Source organism: Nocardia sp. NPDC051030, assembly GCF_040683015.1.
Lineage (GTDB): Bacteria > Actinomycetota > Actinomycetes > Mycobacteriales > Mycobacteriaceae > Nocardia.
Genome location: NZ_JBFBCD010000003.1, coordinates 536,244 through 553,220, shown reverse-complemented (window position 1 = coordinate 553,220; position 16,977 = coordinate 536,244). Strand labels below are relative to the sequence as shown.

Genomic DNA, 16,977 nt, shown 5'->3' with positions numbered 1-16,977 from the left:
AAATCCTTCCGGCCGGGATATGGCTCATTCCCAGGCGAAGCGGGGCTGGTCCATGTGGTCGACACGGGTGGGGCGGTGATGTAGGGCCACCTCGCGGAATTGGTAGAGGATCGCTGCCGTCGGGGCGTGCAGATGGCCGCCCAGCAAGGGGAGCTGGATGGCGGGGCGGTCGGAACCGGGGACGGGGACGAAGAGTGGGTCGACGTCCAGATCCGAGAGCGGAATCCAGTGCACCGCAGCCACTTCTGCGGGATTGGGAGTGGGGTCGGGTGAGTGACCGAGCCAGGCCACCACCGGGGTCATCACATAGCCGGAGCGGGTTGGGTAGTCGTCGAGCAGTCCGAGCACCGCGGAGCGGGGTGTGGCGATTCCCAACTCCTCGTGCAGCTCTCGTAATGCCGCGGCTTCCGCGTCCTCTCCCGGATCCAGTTTGCCGCCGGGCAAGGCCAGTTGGCCTGCATGGGATCGCAAACCCGGTGACCGTTCTGTCAGCCAAATGCCTTGTCCCTCAGCATTCTTGACTATTGCGATCAGCACTGCGGCGGACTTGCGGCCGTCGGGATCAATCGCACGTCGGGAGAACGCGCCCAACGCTTCGGCCACCTCGCGCCGCAGGTGATCGGTGGGCACATCACTCCAGCGGTATTCGCTTCTGTCCTCGTCGACCGGCATCAACCGAACCTAATTCGCCCCGCCGCTCACCGTCAACGCCCAAGATCATGCCAAACCACTATCGAGCTGGCACATTCCCGAGATAAATCTCAGCTATCCAGGAGTAAGTAACCGCATTCACTCATTTCGAGTACTGGTCCCGGGGAAGTGCTGATGCGCACTCGTTTTCGCTGCCTTATGGCTGCCTGGCTGGTCATGACCGCCGTCCTGCTCCTGGTCCCGGGGGAAGCCCGCACCGCGCCGGAAACACACGTCACCGTGCTCGGCGACGACTTTCTGTGGGGTGTGGCCGCTTCCGGGTTTCAATCCGAAGGCCAGTCACCCGACAGCAATTGGGCCCGCTACATCGACGTCAATCCGGGCTGGGACCGTCTCGGCGATTCCGTCGATTTCCATTCCCGATTCCGGTCCGATATCGCCCTGGCAAAGAACCTCGGTGTCAAGGTTTTTCGGATCGGCGTGGAGTGGGCTCGGGTGGAACCGCAACCGGGAGTGTGGGATCCGGCGGCCTTCGCCTTCTACGACGACGTGGTCGACGCCATCGTGGCAGCCGGTATGCGACCCATGCTGACCCTGGACCACTGGGTGTATCCGGGATGGGAGGCCGACCTCGGCGGCTGGCGCAACCCCGGCATGGTGGCGGACTGGCTGACCAATATGCGGAAGGTGGTCGACCGCTATGCGGCCCGCAACCCGATCTGGGTGACCATCAATGAGCCCGTCGCCTACATCATGCACGAGGTGCGCCAGAACGGGACCGACGCCGACCACATGCTGAACCAAGTAGCGGTGGCGCACAACAGCATCTACGACTACATCCATCAGGTACAGCCCAATGCACTCGTGACCAGCAATGTCGGCTACGTCGCCGGGGCGGAGTCACAGGTGAACGGACCGCTGCTCGAACTCATCGGCGACAAGCTCGATTTCATCGGCATCGACTACTACTTCGGTTATGAACCACCGGAACTCGCCGCCAGTACCCCCGGCGACGAGACGCCCGCACCGGCGGGCATGTGGGACCTTCCGACCTGGCCCGAGGGCATCTACTTTGCACTGCAACACTATTCACAACGATTCCCCGGCAAGCCACTCTGGATCGTGGAGAACGGCATGCCCACCGATGACGGCCACCCCCGCACGGACGGCTACACCCGCTCCGACCATTTACGGGACACCGTCTACTGGATGCAGCGCGCGAAGGCCGACGGCATGAACGTCATCGGCTACAACTACTGGAGCCTGACCGACAACTACGAATGGGGCTCCTACACGCCACGATTCGGCCTCTACACGGTGAACGTCCGCACCGACCCGTCCCTGAAGCGCATACCCACCGACGCGGTCGACACCTACCGCGACATCATCACCCACAACAGCGCGCCCGCCAACTACCTACCGGCTCGCCCACCCACCGACTGCCGCCTGGTCGACCCGCCCGCCAGCTGCGACACCCCGGTAACAGCACCCTGACCCGGCCCCTCTCATGCGATGCCCGGTGCCGCGACGAGTTCGAGGCTGCCTGAGGCTGGTGTGCCGGGGGGCAATTCGACAGCGCGGTAAGCCATTTCCGCTACCTGGCGGAGGGTTGAGCCGGGGACTCCGTCGCGGGCGCGCTGTGACATTCCCTGGATGACCGCACCGATGAATTCGGCCGTTGCGGCGGGGTCGATGTCGGCGGGAATGAGGGCGGCCGAACGGTCTGCGGCCAGGCGCTGGGCGAGGGAGGCGATATTGGCGTCTCGCATGGCGTGCAGGCGGTCGGCTATGTGCTGGTTGGTTGCGGAGACGCGGACGGCGGAACTGATGATGAGGCAGCCACCGGGGCATCGTTCGGGGGCGTAGGCCTCGGCGGCATCGAACAGCAGGCGGCGGATCAGGGGGGCCGCGTGGAGTTCTTCGTCGAATGCCCGTTTCATGAAGCTGCCGTGGGTGGCGTTGTAGTGGTCCACCGCGGCGAAGAAGACGTCTTCTTTGCCGCCGAAAGCGGCGTAGAGGCTGGGGGCGTTGATGCCCATCGACTTGGTCAGCATCGCGATGGATGTGCCCTCATAGCCGTGGTTCCAGAAGGCCAGCATCGCCTGTTCGAGTGCCTTGTCGGCATCGAACTTTCGACCCTGGCCGGGTACTCCCGCCACGAACTGCTCCTTTGCTGCGCCATTGCCGAGTGAGAGAGATCACTCAATCAACGAGAATTTTACTCCTGTATCGCTCGATACACGAATGATACCGTCGCTAACGAAGGGGGAACATCTTCCGCCGCGACGGCACCCGGAATTCCAGGCGGTGCCGTGTCCGGTGGCGACAGTGACGTCGTCTGTGGGTCTTTGGAGGAAGCAGCCCGAACTTCTCGCCGATGGGATACGACATGCGCAGCAGTGCGTCACTCAAACATGGCCTCAGCCATAGTTATTCGGCCCAACCCGCCTGGACCGTCGAGTCCGTCAAGCAGATCAGGTACCACGTCATCGCCGCGACGGACCTGTTCGATCCGCACAACACCCAATTGCTCGACGGCTGTCGCGACGCGGTCGTCCGATCCGGGGACCGCCGGCTGGTCGTCCTCGATTCGAATATCGCCCGGCTCTACCGCGATCGGATCGAACACTGGTTCACCGTGCACGGGATCGCCGCGACCTTTCTCGTGGTGCGCGCCGATGAAAGCGTCAAGAACTGGGCGTCGGTGACCAGCGTCGTCGACGCCATGAACGACTTCGGCCTGGACCGGCGACGCGAACCGGTCATCGCCATCGGCGGCGGTGTCCTCCTCGATGTCGTCGGATTCGCGGCCAGCTTGTATCGCCGCGGCACACCGTACGTGCGCATTCCGACCACGCTCATCGGCCTCGTCGATGCCGGGGTCGGAGTCAAGACCGGCGTCAACTACGGCGAGGGGAAGAACCGGCTCGGCACCTACGCCCCGGCCATCGCGACCTTCGTGGACCGCACCTTCCTGCGGACGCTCGAAACCCGCCAGCTCTCCAACGGTTTCGCCGAGATCCTGAAGATGGCGCTGGTCAGGTCGAGTGAGCTGTTCGAACTACTGGAGGACTTCGGCCCGGCCCTCATCGCGGACCGATTCCAAGGCAGCACAGAACAACTCGACTCCGCCGCGCGCCGCATTGTCGCGGAGTCGATCCACCTCATGCTCGAAGAACTCCAGCCCAATCTTTGGGAGCTATGTCTGGAGCGCTGTGTCGACTACGGCCATACCTTCAGTCCCACACTGGAAATGGCGGCCCTGCCCGCCCTGCTGCACGGTGAGGCCGTCACCATCGACATGGCGCTCACCACCGTGCTGGCACACCGGCGCGGCGAGATCACCGGCGCAGAACGGGACCGAATCCTGCTCTTGATGAAGCGTCTGGAACTGCCGACCTGGAACGAGGTACTGGCCCGGCCCGGAGTCCTCGACGCCGCGCTGGCCGATACCGTGCGCCATCGCGATGGCGAGCAGCGACTACCGCTGCCGGTAGGCATAGGCAGGCATCGCTTCGTCAATAATGTGACACCCGGTGAGCTCGCCGAGGCGGCGGCCGAACTGAGTTCGGCACGAACCGCGGTTCGCTCATGAGATGGAACGACCTCTATATCGAGGGATTCGGCTCATTCCTGCCCGACCGGCGGGAAATCGCGGCGGATATGGTGGCGCAGGGGCGATTTCCCGAGCTCGAACACGAGAAGACCGGGCAGGTCTCGGCGGTGATCGCGCGGCCCGAGGCCGGTGAATCCGCACCCGAGATGGCCGTCACCGCCGGGCGGGCCGCACTCGCGGATGCCGGTGCGCGGCCGTCGGATATCGACGTCCTGGTGCACGCGGTAGTGCTGCACAATGGCCTCGAAGCCTGGAACTGCGGGTCCTACATCCAGAACCGGCTCGATATCGAGGACTGCATTCCCATCGAGATCCGAACCGCCTGTGCCGGTGGGATTGTCGGCATGGAGCTGATCGCCCGGTGGTGCGCGGGCTCGGGCAAAGGACTTGTCACCGCCTCGGACGCTTGGCAATTGCCGCTGTTCGATCGCTGGGCCTCCGACAGCGGACTCGTGTACGGCGACGGGGCCGGAGCCGCGGTGCTCGGCTACGACGGCGGCCCTTTCCGGCTGTTGTCCACCTCGGTCGTGAGCGATCCGAAGTTGGAACAGATGCACCGGGGGCAGGATTCGCTGTCAATGCCGTACTACGCCACGGCCGCACCGATCGATCTGATCGCCCGGGTCGCCGGTTTCACTCAGACGCACGATATCGCCGAATTCTGGTCGCGCAATAGCGCGGCGCTGACCCGATGCGCCGAGGTCGCCCTGGCCGACGCCGACAGCGAGCACGACGACATCAAGACCTGGATCGTGCCCAATTTCGGCAATGTCCTACTGCGCAAACAAGTTCTCGAACCACTGAAAATCCATCCCGAGCAAACGCTGATCGACAAGGGACACACGATCGGCCACACCGGAGCCGCGGACCCGTTCATCGGTCTCGATATCGTGCGCCGCTCCGGCACGCTGAAAACCGGAGATCGCCTGCTGCTCACCGGGATCGGTGTCGGATTCACCTGGGGATGCGCCGTCGTGGAGTACACCGGCGTCGAGGAAGAGGAGCACACGCTCGATGGTCACTGAAACACCCGGCACTCTCGGGCCCGAAACACGATCACCGGTCAATGCCAATGCCGCCATCCTGTGGATGCTGCTGGCGGTATTCGGCGTCGGCACCGTCGAATACCTGGTAGCCGGTGTCCTGCAGGATATTTCGAGCGATATCGGCGTCAGCGACTCGACCTCCGGACTGCTGATCACCATCTACGCGGTCACCGTCATGATCGGCGGGCCGCTGCTCACCATCGCGACCACCCGCGTGCGCCGCACGCCATTGATCATCGGCTCGATGGCCGTCTTCATCCTCGGCAATATCGGCACCGCGCTGGCACCGAACTTCGCGACGCTGGTGGTGTTCCGGATCATCACCGCGCTCCCGCACGCCACCTTCTTCGCGCTGTGCCTGGTGCTGGCCACCTCGCTGGTGGAGCCGGAATTCCAGGGCAGGGTCATCGCACGGGTCGCGCTCGGGCTGAATCTGGCCACCGTGCTGGGCGTTCCACTGGGCACGCTGATCGGCAATCAGCTCGGATGGCGCTGGTCGTTCGTCGTGGTGGCCGTATTCCAGGTGGTGGTCACCATCGGCCTGATCGCCGCCACCCGCAAGGCTCCGAACCATCAGGGCGGCAGCATCACCTCCGAACTGTCGGTGTTCACCAAGGCACCGGTCCTGTGGGCGCTCGGGCTCACGGCGCTCGGGCAGGCCGCGCTGTTCGTCGTATTCACCTATATCGCACCGTATTTGAACGACTACACCGGATTCTCCTCCGGCACCGTCACGGTGCTGCTGTTCGTCTTCGGCGTCGGCTCGGTGCTGGGCAATCAGCTCGGCGGCTACTTCGCCGACAAGTCGATCAATCAGACGCTGTATGTCGCACTGGCCGCTCTGGTGCTCGCCCTGGCCGGGCTAGCGGTCTTCGGCGGGCACCAATGGTTCACCGCGCCTTGGATGTTCGTGCTCGGCGCGGCGGGGTTCTCCATTATCCCCCCGTTGGCCTCGAAGTTGATCACCGCCGCGAGCGAGGCTCCACACCTGGCGGCGACGGTCAATATCGCAGGCTTCCAGCTGGCCAATGCCGCCGGGGCCTGGATCGGTTCGGCGACACTGTCGCTCGGTGGTTCACTGTCGGTGCTGCCGGTCGTCGGTGCGGTGCTCGGGCTCGCCGCGGTGGGCCTGCTCGCGGTCAGCGTGCGCGAGGGTGCCGGGTCGCGGGCCGTGACCGGTGCGGAAGCGGGCACGCCATGATGCGAGCCGCCGTCATCGATGGTCCGCATTCGGCCTCGGTCGTGTCCTTGGCGCGACCCGAACGCGGGCCCGGCGAAGTACTCATCGCGGTCGACTATGTCGGCCTGTGCGGGACGGATCTCGAACTGCTGCACGGGACTTCACCGTATATCGCGGACGGCCGGGTGACCTATCCGCACCGGTTCGGGCACGAGTGGGTCGGGACCGTGCGCTCGTGCTGCCCCAGCGTGCCCGACCTCCAGGAGGGCGAGGTGGTGACCGGTAGCACCATGATCCACTGTCAATCCTGCCGATCCTGTGCCTCCGGGCGGCGCAATCTGTGCACCTCACTCAAGGAGGTCGGCCTCTACGGCTGGCCGGGCGCCGCCTCGGAATTGCTGACCATGCCGCGGCACACGCTCGTCTCGCTCGGGCGACCACCGGGTGGTGCACAACCGGCGCACGTGCTGATCGAGCCGCTCGTGACCGTGCTGGAAGCGGTACGGCACGCGGAGCTGTCGCCGCGGGATCGCGTGCTTGTCATCGGCGCGGGAACCATCGGCGGGTTGGCCGTCGCGGTCCTGTCCGGCTATCCGGTGACCGTGGATGTCGTGGAACCGGGTTCGATCGCGCATCTCGCGCCGGGATCGTTCCGGCACCACTTCCCCACCGCCGACGATGCCACCGGCCGGTATGACGTCGTCTTCGAATGTTCGGGCGCGCCCGGCGCTCTCGGAGCGGCCATCACGCACCTGCGCCCCGGCGGTCAATGCCTGCTCGTCGGCGTCTCCGCATACCCCGAACAAGTCGATCCCGGCCTGATCGCACTCGACGGAATCCGGATCACCGGCGTCCGGCACGGGGTCGACCACTACCCGCAGGCCGTCGCCATGTTCGCCGATCTCGCCGGAACCCTCGGCGGGTTCATCGATGAGGTGATTCCGCTGACCGAGGTCAAGCGGGCGTTCCATTCGCTGGCACACCGTGGTTCGCGCCCCAAGGTGGTGATCGGACTTGGCTGAACCCCCGCACCCGGGAACCGCCCTGATCACCGGGGCGAGCAGCGGTATCGGACGGGCCGCCGCGGCGGCCCTCGCCGAGCGCGGATATCGACTGCTGCTCGGCTACGCCTCCGGCGTCGATCGGATCGGCCGGGTAGCGGCCGACCTCGGCGATCGGTTCGGCGTGGACTGCGTGCCCATCCGGATCGATCTGCGCGATCCCGAATCCGCCGTCGATACGTGCCTGGCCGCCGCGGCATCGCACCCGCTGACCTGCCTGGTCAACAATGCCGGAGTCAATGACCGATCCGACGGCACCGCCATCGATTTCGCCCGCATGAACGAGGTACTCGCGGTGAACGCCCTGGCACCGATCGCCCTGGCCTCGGCGGTCGGCAAGCAGATGATCGACGCCGGTGTGCGCGGCAGCATCGTGAACGTCACCTCCATCCACGAGACGGTCCCGATCTCCGGCGGCACGCTCTACTGCGCCAGCAAGGCCGCGCTCGGCATGGCGACGAAGGTGCTCGCACTCGAATTCGCCAGGCACGGAATACGAGTCAACTCGGTCGCCCCGGGTGAGACGGCCACCGCCATGAACGGCGTGCACGACGAGCACCGGTATCGCGAGATCGCCCGCCCGGACATTCCACTCGGACGACCCGGCGGCGTCGCGGAAATCGCCTCGGTCATCGCATATCTCGCGGGGCCGGAGTCCGGCTATATCACCGGGACCTCGGTTCTCATCGATGGCGGACTCGCGTTGACCGCAGCCGAGGCGAATGCGAGATACGCCGGTGCACAAGTCAATTCAGACACTCGCCTAGCGAATGGGAGGACCGCATGAGAGCAGTCACGATCGAGCACAAAGGTGACCCGCAGGTACTGAAGGTCGGCGAGGTCGACGAATTCGAATTGGGACCGAACGATCTTCGCGTCACCGTCGCGGCCGCCGCGGTCAACCCGGTGGATCTCAAGACCCGCTCCGGCTTCCTGTCGATCGAACTGAGCTATCCGTCCGTGCTCGGCTGGGACGTCTCGGGCACGGTCGTCGAAATCGGCTCCACGGTCACCGGATTCGCGGTGGGCGACGCGGTCATCGCCATGATCGCGCAGCCGGCACACGGGCGTGGCACCTACTCCGAGCGCGTCACCGCCGATGCCGCGCTGTTCGCCCCAGCACCGAAGGGAATCCCCCTCGACAGTGCCGCGGCAATTCCGCTCGGTGGGCTCACCGCGGCACAGACGCTGGAGAAGCTGACCTTGCCGCAAGGCGCGGCCGTCCTGGTCACCGGCGCGGCGGGCGCGGTCGGCCGGATCGCGGTGCAACTGCTGCTCGCTCGCGGGCATGCGGTCGATGGGCTGGCCCGAGCCGGTGATGTGGAAGGGCTGCGCGCACTCGGCGTCGGCCGAGTGTTCACCACCGTTGACGATCTCCCCGACGCGTCCTATCTCGCCGTGGTCGACACCGCGGGCGTGGCGGGCTCGATCCGCGCGGTGTGCAACGACGGGCAGTTCGTCGCGATCGACGATAACGAGCAGCCCGCACCCGAGCGCGGGATCACGCCGCGCAAGAGCTACGTGAATGAAAGCGGTGCGCAACTGGCGGAAATCGGCGCCGAGATCTCCGCCGGGCGGCTCGATATTCCCGTCGGCCGACGCTATTCCTTCGACGACGCCGCCACCGCGCACGCCGACTTCGGTGCGGGCGGACTACGCGGAAAGGTGCTGCTGCTCCCATGACCGACTCCACACTCGTTCACCGCATCGGCGTGACGGTTCCCGATATCGATCAGGCGCTGCGCTACTTCGGCTCGCTGATCGGCCCCTCCTCGGTCGACACCGCCGGTGCGACAGTGCGTTTCGAGCCAGGCATAGAAGTGGCGTTGAGCCGCGCGGCAGTATCCGAGGATCCGCCGCGCATCGTCGATATCGGCGCCAACCACCTGTGCTTCCGAGTCGCCGATATCGAACAGGCCGTCGCCCACCTCGAAACACTGTCGGGGACAACTGTTCTCGGCGACATCATGACCGTGCCCGCGGGGCCGATCGCGGGCAACCGGTGGATCTACTTCCGGTCACCGTGGGGCACGCTGTTCGAACTTCAGCAATGGCCGGAGGTTCCGGGCTACATCGCCGACACCACCGCGCGGCTCTTCCACGGTCACCGCGCACCCGAGGACGCGCCGTTGCCGTCCGTGCTCGGGCTCGACCATTCGGGCTACAGCGTCAGCGATCTCGAAGCGGCACTGGAGTTCCTGAAGCGCGAGCACGCCGCGACAGTGGTCCTGCGCACCGAGATCTCGGCGGATCGGGCCTTCATGCGAGCGCAATTCGGGATCGACGTCGAGGGCACCTCCGCCATGGCCATGGTCGTGGTCGGCGATGGCCTCAATATCGAGCTCTTCGAACACCGGGTCGGCGCGCAGGAGCCACCGCGTCCGCTGGACCGGCTGGGCGGCAACTACCTCGCGCTCGGCGGGGCCGCACGGTCCGCACCGGACGTGGTGCGGACGCCGTTCGGGCTGCTCGTCGACGGGGTGGCGGTGCGGTGAAATTCGGTGTCAACCTGCCCAATTTCGGGCCGCAGATGACCCCCGAGGGAATGCTGACCTGGACGCGGGAGGCCGAACGGGTCGGTTTCGACGCGGTCCTGGTCTCCGATCATGTCGCGCTCACCGCCGACGCGCACCGTCGTTCGCCCGCACCCTTCTTCGAAAGTCTGTCCACGCTGGCGTGGCTGGCCGGGCAGACCAGCACCGTGCGGCTCGGCATCGGGGTGCTGATCGGCAGTCACCGGCACCCCATCGATCTCGCGCACGCCACCGCGACGATCGATCAGCTCAGCAATGGCCGCTTGATCGTCGGGGTCGGAGTCGGCTGGGCGGCACAGGCATTCGATGTGCTCGGGGTTCCTTACCATCGACGCGGACGGCTCACCGATCAGACGCTCGATACCCTGGTGGCCGCGTGGACCAACTCGGTGCTCGAATATCCCGGCACGCAAGGCAATCACCACGTGCATACCGAACCGCGGCCGGTGCAGACCCCGCATCCACCGCTGTGGATCGGCGGTAATGGCCCGCCCGCCCTGGCCCGGGTCAATCGAATCGGCACCACCTGGCATCCGCTGCACCCCACCCGCGCGTTATGCGCTCACGGCGTCGAACGCCTGAAGGAGGGAAAGACATTCGCCCCGCGCATCTTCTTCCTCCCGACCGCCTCGCCGATCGCCGCCGAGGACCGCCGCCCGCTGGGCTACGGCTCCATCGAACAGATCCGCGGCGATATCGAGTTCCTGCGCGAGCTGGGGGCCGACACCGTCGTGCTGGACACCGACCCCGGCGACCAGCAGCTGCGGCGGCCATGGGCCGAGGATGTGGCGCTGGTGCGGCTGGCTGCGGAAATCCTGGAGCTCCGATGACCCGGGTCGCGCGCCACCCGGCCACCGTGATCACGCAGGCACTGCTTTTCGATATGGACGGAACCCTGGTGGATTCGGCCGCCTCGATCGACGCCACCTGGCTGAGTTTCGCTGAACGCCACGGGATCTCACCGGGGACGATCCGAGCAACGCTCCCGGGTCGGACCGCGCGCGACATTGTCACGAGCGTGCTGCCCGGGCATCCGGACCTCGAGACGGAACTGTCGTGGATCCGCGCACGGGAGGAGTCAACCGTCGACGGCGTGACCGAAATCCCCGGTGCGCAAGCACTACTCGCGTCGATACCGGCGCAACGCTGGGCGCTGGTCACCTCCGCCTCCCGGACCATGGCCACACGGCGGCTCGCGGCGGCCGGACTGCCCGTGCCCGGCGTCATGATCTGCGCCGAGGATGTGCTTGCGGGCAAACCCGATCCGGAGGGATTCCGCACCGCCGCGCGGCTGGTCGGCGCGGATATCGGAGCCTGTCTGGCCTTCGAGGATTCCGACGCGGGGCTGCTCGCCATTCGGCGATCCGGTGCGACGCCGGTCGCCATCGGCGGGAATCGGAGTCTGGGCGGGTATTCGGCCGCCGACCTGACCGCCGTGACCGCGCGGTCGCAGGGCGACCGGATCATTGTGGAAATCCGCGCGTGACCGCCGGTGGATATCCCGGGCTCGCCGCGCGTGACGGCGAAAGAACGGAGGTGGCAATCGATCTCGGGGGCACCTGGTTGCGGATCCGGAGCGGCGGCAGGGACAGCCGGGTACCGTCGCCGAGCGTGCTCAACCGGCCCGGTGTGGCCGCGCCGCACTTGATTCGGGAACTCGTCGATACCCTCTGCGCCGCAGTGCCGCCCGATGCCCGGGTGGCGATGTCGGTGGGCGCGGCCATGGACGAGGAGACCGGCGTGATCCACGGGTCCGGACCGCTGTGGGGCGGCGGCACCGAGGAACCGGTACCGCTCGCCGATCTGCTGCGCGAACGCAGACCGGATGTGTCGTGGCGGCTGGTCAATGATGTCACCGCCGGATTGGGCTGCTTCGCAGAGCGATTCGGCAGGCCCGCGGACCGGCGGATCGGGTACCTGACCATCAGCAGCGGCATCGCGCTGCGGGTCGCGGACATGACCGAACGCTCGGTTCCCGTCGATGCCCACGGCATGCAGGGGGAGGTCGGTCACCTCGCCGCCCTCAGCACCGCACCGGAGGCGGTCCGGCGCCTGCCGTGTGCCTGCGGAGGACTCGGGCATGTGTCATCGATCGCCGCCGGGCCTGCCCTGCCCGCGGTGGCCGCCGCACTCGGGGTGGAGCGTCCGGCAGCTCTCCGCGGCGAGCTGCCGGAGCGTGTGCGCACGGGAGATGGTGCGGCGCAACGGCTTCTGAGCGTGATCGTGGAACCCGTGGCCGAACTCCTGCGGGTCATCCGGTGCCTCGATCCACGCATCGACCTGATCGGTCTCGGTGGCGGGTATGTCGAAGGACTGTCCGACATCTACCGTGCGGAACTCATCCGCCAACTCGGCGAGAAACGCTCCTACGCCGATCGGTGGCTGGGGCGCGAATGGGCCGAACATCATGTGCGCGTGTGCGATCCAGGTGAGCTCGACACCCTTGCGGGTGCGGGCGCCATGGCCCGCGGCCTGCTCACCGTGACGAAGAAGTGAGGGAAAAATCCATGACAGGCACGCATCGTGCGATCGTCCGGCACGGGCCTGCGGTCCGGGTCGAGGAACGCTCGACCCGCTCGCCCAGCGCGGGCGAGCTCCTGCTCGCTCCGGAACGGGTCAGCCTGTGCGGCACCGATATTCAGATACTCCGCAGGGATCGCGATGATCCCTCCGAGATCGTCGGGCACGAGGGCGCGGCCCGGGTGGCCGCGGTGGGGTCCGGCATCGACGGGTTCGCCGTCGGGGATCGGGTCGTCGTCAATCCGACGCACCCGTCGGATCCGTCATTCCTGCTGGGGCACAATGTCGAAGGCCTGTTCCAGGAGCGGGTGATCATCGGCGCATCGGCCGTCGACGGCGGCCTGGTCTCGCCCTTGCCGGAGGATCTGCCGTCCGGACGCGCGACCCTGGTCGAACCGTTCGCCGTCGTACGATATGCGTTGAGCTGCTTGGCAATTGCCGCGCCGGATACCCTGGTCATCCACGGTGACGGGTTGATCGGCAATCTCGCCGCACTCACGGCCCCGCACCTGCTGTTCCCGACGGTGCGCGTCATCGTGATCCATCGCAGCGAGGTGGGCCTGCGCTGGACCCAGCGGCATCTGCCCGGAACCATCAACCTCCTCGAGGGTGACAGCGCCCTTGCCGACCACGTGGGCGACTCCGCCGCCCTACTGGTCGCCACCCATCGCGGGGGAACCGTGCGCGCCATCGAATCGGCCCTCACCACTCTCGGTGCCCGGGTCGTGGCCGCGCACCCGATCGGCGGCGTCCCCGCGAAGGCCACCTCGGAGCTGCTGCCCGGCATCGACATCTCCGGCGTCCGCCAAGCCAATACCGGCGGTCCCTGGCCACCGGCGACCATTACCTTCGCCGCGCCCGGCCGCCGCGTCGCACTCACGGGAAACCGCGGCGTCACCAGCGACCAACTGATTGCCTCCGCCACCGCACTACGCACCTGGGACGACTCCATCGACCTGCTCCTCACCCACACCGTGGGAATCGAGGAAAGCATCCATTACTTCAACACCATCATCGCGACGCGAACCCGCATCGTGGACGGCGAGCTGGTGCTCCGCCTGGTCGTCGCCCTCGACCGCTGACCCGGACCGAATCAGTTGAGCGGACGGACTTCGAGCCGCCGGACGAGCGCGACCAGCGCCGCGCGCAATGCCTCCGGATTGTCGGTGTCGGCACCAAGGATCATCCGCACCACCTGCGGGACCGCGAACCACCAGGCGGCCAGGGCCGCGACCGCGTAGAGGAGATAGCCCGGGGCGACATCGTCCGGGAGTGCACCGGCCTTCTGGGCTGCGGCCAGGGCGGCGACCTTCTCGGCGTAGTGGGAGGCGCGGGCGGATTCGGCGAGCAGCTCGCCGTCGCGGGGCTGTAGCCCCTCCCAGTACATGAGCCGCAGGAATTGCGGGTGGGTGTGATGGAAGTCGAAGACGTGACCGGCGTATTCGGCCAGGTCACCGGCCTTCTCCGCGGTGAGTGGGCTGGCTGCCGCGAGCTGTTCGAGCTGATCGGTCAGGACCGCTTCGAACAGGCCGCGTTTATCGCCGAAGTACTGGTAGATGCGCTCCTTATTGATACCTGCACGGGCGGCAATGGCCGCGACGCGACCCGCGTCAGGGCCGCGTTCGGCGAATTCGTGCACCGCCGCTTCCAGCAGTCGCCGCTTGGTGCCCTCGGTATCCCATGCCATGTGGCCTATCCAACCATTTCCAACCCTGCGGTTGCAGATTGACCCACGACTGTGCAAAACTCCAACCCTGCGGTTGCAACCGTGGGGTTGGAATTTCCTGAGGAGGTGGGCATCGTGCCCGAATTGCGCTCACGCACCGTCACGCACGGGCGGAATATGGCGGGAGCCCGCGCGCTCATGCGGGCCAGTGGCGTGCCCTCGGCGGATATCGGCCGCAAGCCGGTCGTCGCGATCGCGAACAGCTTCACGGAGTTCGTGCCCGGACATACGCATCTGCAGCCGGTCGGCCGGATGGTCTCCGAGGCGGTGCGGGCCGCGGGCGGCATCGCACGCGAATTCAATACCATTGCCGTCGACGACGGAATCGCCATGGGGCACAGTGGAATGCTGTATTCACTGCCCTCGCGGGACCTGATCGCGGACTCGATCGAATACATGGTGAACGCGCATTGCGCCGACGCCCTGGTGTGCATCTCCAACTGCGACAAGATCACTCCCGGCATGCTCATGGCCGCCATGCGGTTGAACATCCCCACCGTCTTCGTCTCCGGCGGGCCGATGGAGGGCGGCACCGCGGTGCTGGTCGACGGCACGGTGCGCACGCGCCTGGACCTCATTGTCACCATGGCCGAGGCGGTCTCCCCCGACGTGTCCGACGAGGATATGACGCGCATCGAGGAAAACGCCTGTCCCACTTGCGGTTCCTGTGCGGGCATGTTCACCGCCAACTCGATGAACTGCCTCACCGAGGCGCTCGGGCTGTCACTGCCGGGCAATGGCACCACGCTCGCCACCCACACCGCGCGGGCGGAGCTGTACCAGGCCGCCGGACGCACGGTCATGGACGTGACCCGCCGCTATTACGAGGACGACGACGACTCCGTCTTGCCTCGGAACATCGCCTCCCACCAGGCATTCGACAATGCCATCGCACTCGATCTGGCCATGGGCGGTTCCACCAACACCGTGCTGCACCTGCTCGCCGCCGCACAGGAGGCCGGGCTCGACTACACCCTCACCGATATCGAGAAAATGTCGCCGCAGATCCCCTGCCTGTGCAAGGTCGCACCGAACGGCACCTACCTGATCGAGGACGTGCACCGCGCGGGCGGCATCCCGGCCCTGCTCGGCGAACTGGATCGCGCGGGGCTGCTGCACCGCGATGTCCATGCCGTGCACGCGAATTCGCTCGACGAGTGGCTGAGGGAATGGGATGTGCGCGCCGCGAACCCCTCCCCGGCCGCGACCGAGCTGTTCCACGCCGCACCGGGCGGAAAGCGCTCGGCCACCGCCTTCTCCCAGTCCGAACGCTGGCACACCCTCGACCTCGATGCCGCCGACGGCTGCATTCGCGATGCGGCCCATGCCCATTCGCGTGATGGCGGGCTGGCCGTGCTGCGCGGCAATCTCGCACCCGACGGCGCGGTCGTGAAGTCCGCCGGTGTTCCCGCGCACCTGCACACGTTCACCGGTCCCGCCGTGGTGGTGGAATCCCAGGAGGACGCGGTCGAGACAATCCTGTCGGGCCGCCTCCACGCCGGTGAGGTCCTGGTGATCCGGTACGAAGGCCCGCGCGGCGGCCCCGGCATGCAGGAAATGTTGTACCCCACTTCCTATCTCAAGGGTCTCGGCCTGGCGGACAAGTGCGCCGTCATCACCGACGGACGCTTCTCCGGAGGCTCCTCCGGCTGCTCCATCGGGCATATCTCCCCCGAAGCCGCCGCGGGCGGCACCCTGGCACTGGTCCGCGACGGCGACTCCATCACCCTCGACATCCCCACTCGCACACTCACCCTGCACGTCGATGATGCCGAATTGGCCCACCGCCGTGCCGAGGTGGAATCCACCACCGGCTACCGCCCCCGATCCCGCGAACGCCAGATCTCCCTCGCCCTGAAAACCTATGCCCTGCTGACCACTTCAGCGGACAAGGGCGCAGTCCGCGATCCGGCCAAACTCGGCTGACTTCAGGAGGTGTCGCGCGCCTGCTCCGGTCGCCGCCACCACAGGTGACACAGCGATACGAGCAGGCATTGCGCGAGCCCGGCCTCGACGGCTCCGAGGATCCACCGCTGTTGCACGGCCAGCGCGTGCCGGTACTCCTGATATGTCACCACGGTTGTCCGCTGCCCCAACCGTAAGACGTACGCCATCCGGGCGGAGTCATAGCCCGGGATCCCGCTCCGCCCGAACCACCAGGCCGTGACCGATATCGCCGCGCAGGCCGCCATCAACAGGTAGAGCGGCAATCGAATCCGGCGCGGCACCACGACGGCCAATCGCGACGGCGGACGCCACCGATGCCCTCTGGGTTCGCCGATCTGCCAGAGGACGAAAACGTTCCAGGCCATGATCAGCACCACCGGAATCGCGAGGGCTGTCACCACCGTTCTGCTCAGCGTTCGATCCACGAAACTCGCGGCGATCAGCGCCGATCCGACCAACATCATCACCACGGTCGCAAGGGACACGATCCTGCCGACCGCCCGAGCACTATCGGTGCCGAGAAACCCCGGAATGCCATCGCTGTCAGTTGCTCTACGCCCCAAGGAATCCCCCTCCACGATGGGCGACGGTACCGAGGGGCGCTTGCGAATGCCTTAACAACCCCAGCGCGATGGGGCCTGATTGCCATGGCGGCGGTGCTGTCGGCCGGACTCACCGACGCCCGTGAAACCCCTC

Annotated in this window: 17 protein-coding genes; 13 read left to right on the top strand and 4 right to left on the bottom strand. The window is 66.7% G+C overall.

What is annotated here, in order from left to right; genetic code table 11:
- Positions 1–24: 24 nt before the first annotated feature.
- On the bottom strand, positions 25–672 hold the full coding sequence (locus tag AB0N05_RS11840) for a CoA pyrophosphatase (RefSeq protein WP_364691220.1): 648 nt from the start codon (positions 670–672) through the stop codon (positions 25–27).
- A 153-nt stretch (positions 673–825) separates the two neighbouring features.
- On the opposite strand from AB0N05_RS11840, the gene AB0N05_RS11835 reads away from it, so the two are divergent.
- On the top strand, positions 826–2,145 hold the full coding sequence (locus AB0N05_RS11835) for a family 1 glycosylhydrolase (protein WP_364691217.1): 1,320 nt from the start codon (positions 826–828) through the stop codon (positions 2,143–2,145).
- A gap of 11 nt (positions 2,146–2,156) precedes the next feature.
- Here the strand turns inward: AB0N05_RS11835 and AB0N05_RS11830 are convergent, their stop codons facing one another.
- Entirely contained in the window at positions 2,157–2,810 is a 654-nt protein-coding gene (locus tag AB0N05_RS11830) for a TetR/AcrR family transcriptional regulator (protein ID WP_364691215.1), read from the bottom strand.
- A gap of 230 nt (positions 2,811–3,040) precedes the next feature.
- Here AB0N05_RS11830 and AB0N05_RS11825 point away from each other — a divergent pair, with 230 nt between their 5' ends.
- From AB0N05_RS11825 to AB0N05_RS11775, 11 genes are read left to right on the top strand one after another with little or no spacing between them, the layout of a single operon-like run.
- On the top strand, positions 3,041–4,246 hold the full coding sequence (locus AB0N05_RS11825) for a sedoheptulose 7-phosphate cyclase (RefSeq protein WP_364691213.1): 1,206 nt from the start codon (positions 3,041–3,043) through the stop codon (positions 4,244–4,246).
- Positions 4,243–5,292 carry a ketoacyl-ACP synthase III family protein gene (locus tag AB0N05_RS11820; protein ID WP_364691210.1) on the top strand — a complete coding sequence of 350 codons (1,050 nt, stop codon included), beginning with the start codon at positions 4,243–4,245 and terminating at the stop codon, positions 5,290–5,292. Before AB0N05_RS11825 ends, AB0N05_RS11820 begins: the two co-directional genes overlap by 4 nt.
- Positions 5,282–6,514: an MFS transporter gene (locus AB0N05_RS11815; protein WP_364691207.1), complete on the top strand. Its 1,233-nt coding sequence runs from the start codon at positions 5,282–5,284 to the stop codon at positions 6,512–6,514. Before AB0N05_RS11820 ends, AB0N05_RS11815 begins: the two co-directional genes overlap by 11 nt.
- Positions 6,511–7,515, top strand: coding sequence for an alcohol dehydrogenase catalytic domain-containing protein (locus AB0N05_RS11810; RefSeq protein WP_364691204.1), 1,005 nt, complete (start codon positions 6,511–6,513; stop codon positions 7,513–7,515). The genes AB0N05_RS11815 and AB0N05_RS11810 overlap by 4 nt, the downstream gene beginning before the upstream one ends.
- A complete protein-coding gene (locus AB0N05_RS11805) occupies positions 7,508–8,341 on the top strand; it encodes an SDR family oxidoreductase (protein WP_364691201.1) in 834 nt (277 codons plus the stop codon). The genes AB0N05_RS11810 and AB0N05_RS11805 overlap by 8 nt, the downstream gene beginning before the upstream one ends.
- Positions 8,338–9,237, top strand: a complete 900-nt coding sequence (locus AB0N05_RS11800; protein WP_364691198.1) for an NADP-dependent oxidoreductase — start codon at positions 8,338–8,340, stop codon at positions 9,235–9,237. Before AB0N05_RS11805 ends, AB0N05_RS11800 begins: the two co-directional genes overlap by 4 nt.
- The gene (locus AB0N05_RS11795) at positions 9,234–10,049 is read left to right on the top strand and encodes a VOC family protein (protein WP_364691195.1); all 816 of its coding nucleotides are present in this window, start codon (positions 9,234–9,236) and stop codon (positions 10,047–10,049) included. The genes AB0N05_RS11800 and AB0N05_RS11795 overlap by 4 nt, the downstream gene beginning before the upstream one ends.
- Positions 10,046–10,918 (top strand): TIGR03619 family F420-dependent LLM class oxidoreductase, encoded by an 873-nt coding sequence (locus tag AB0N05_RS11790; RefSeq protein ID WP_364691192.1) that lies wholly within the window; start codon positions 10,046–10,048, stop codon positions 10,916–10,918. Before AB0N05_RS11795 ends, AB0N05_RS11790 begins: the two co-directional genes overlap by 4 nt.
- Positions 10,915–11,574: an HAD-IA family hydrolase gene (locus tag AB0N05_RS11785; protein WP_364691189.1), complete on the top strand. Its 660-nt coding sequence runs from the start codon at positions 10,915–10,917 to the stop codon at positions 11,572–11,574. The genes AB0N05_RS11790 and AB0N05_RS11785 overlap by 4 nt, the downstream gene beginning before the upstream one ends.
- Entirely contained in the window at positions 11,571–12,584 is a 1,014-nt protein-coding gene (locus AB0N05_RS11780) for an ROK family protein (RefSeq protein ID WP_364691186.1), read from the top strand. Before AB0N05_RS11785 ends, AB0N05_RS11780 begins: the two co-directional genes overlap by 4 nt.
- 11 nt (positions 12,585–12,595) lie before the next feature.
- Complete coding sequence (locus tag AB0N05_RS11775; RefSeq protein ID WP_364691183.1) at positions 12,596–13,690, top strand: alcohol dehydrogenase catalytic domain-containing protein; 1,095 nt, start codon at positions 12,596–12,598, stop codon at positions 13,688–13,690.
- Between the two features lie 11 nt (positions 13,691–13,701).
- On the opposite strand, the gene AB0N05_RS11770 is transcribed toward AB0N05_RS11775, so the two are convergent.
- Positions 13,702–14,295: a TetR family transcriptional regulator gene (locus AB0N05_RS11770; RefSeq protein WP_364691180.1), complete on the bottom strand. Its 594-nt coding sequence runs from the start codon at positions 14,293–14,295 to the stop codon at positions 13,702–13,704.
- Between the two features lie 114 nt (positions 14,296–14,409).
- On the opposite strand from AB0N05_RS11770, the gene ilvD reads away from it, so the two are divergent.
- Positions 14,410–16,260, top strand: a complete 1,851-nt coding sequence (gene ilvD / locus AB0N05_RS11765) for a dihydroxy-acid dehydratase (protein WP_364691177.1) — start codon at positions 14,410–14,412, stop codon at positions 16,258–16,260.
- Positions 16,261–16,262: 2 nt separating this feature from the next.
- Here the strand turns inward: ilvD and AB0N05_RS11760 are convergent, their stop codons facing one another.
- On the bottom strand, positions 16,263–16,766 hold the full coding sequence (locus AB0N05_RS11760) for a hypothetical protein (RefSeq protein WP_364691174.1): 504 nt from the start codon (positions 16,764–16,766) through the stop codon (positions 16,263–16,265).
- Between the last annotated feature and the right edge of the window lie 211 nt (positions 16,767–16,977).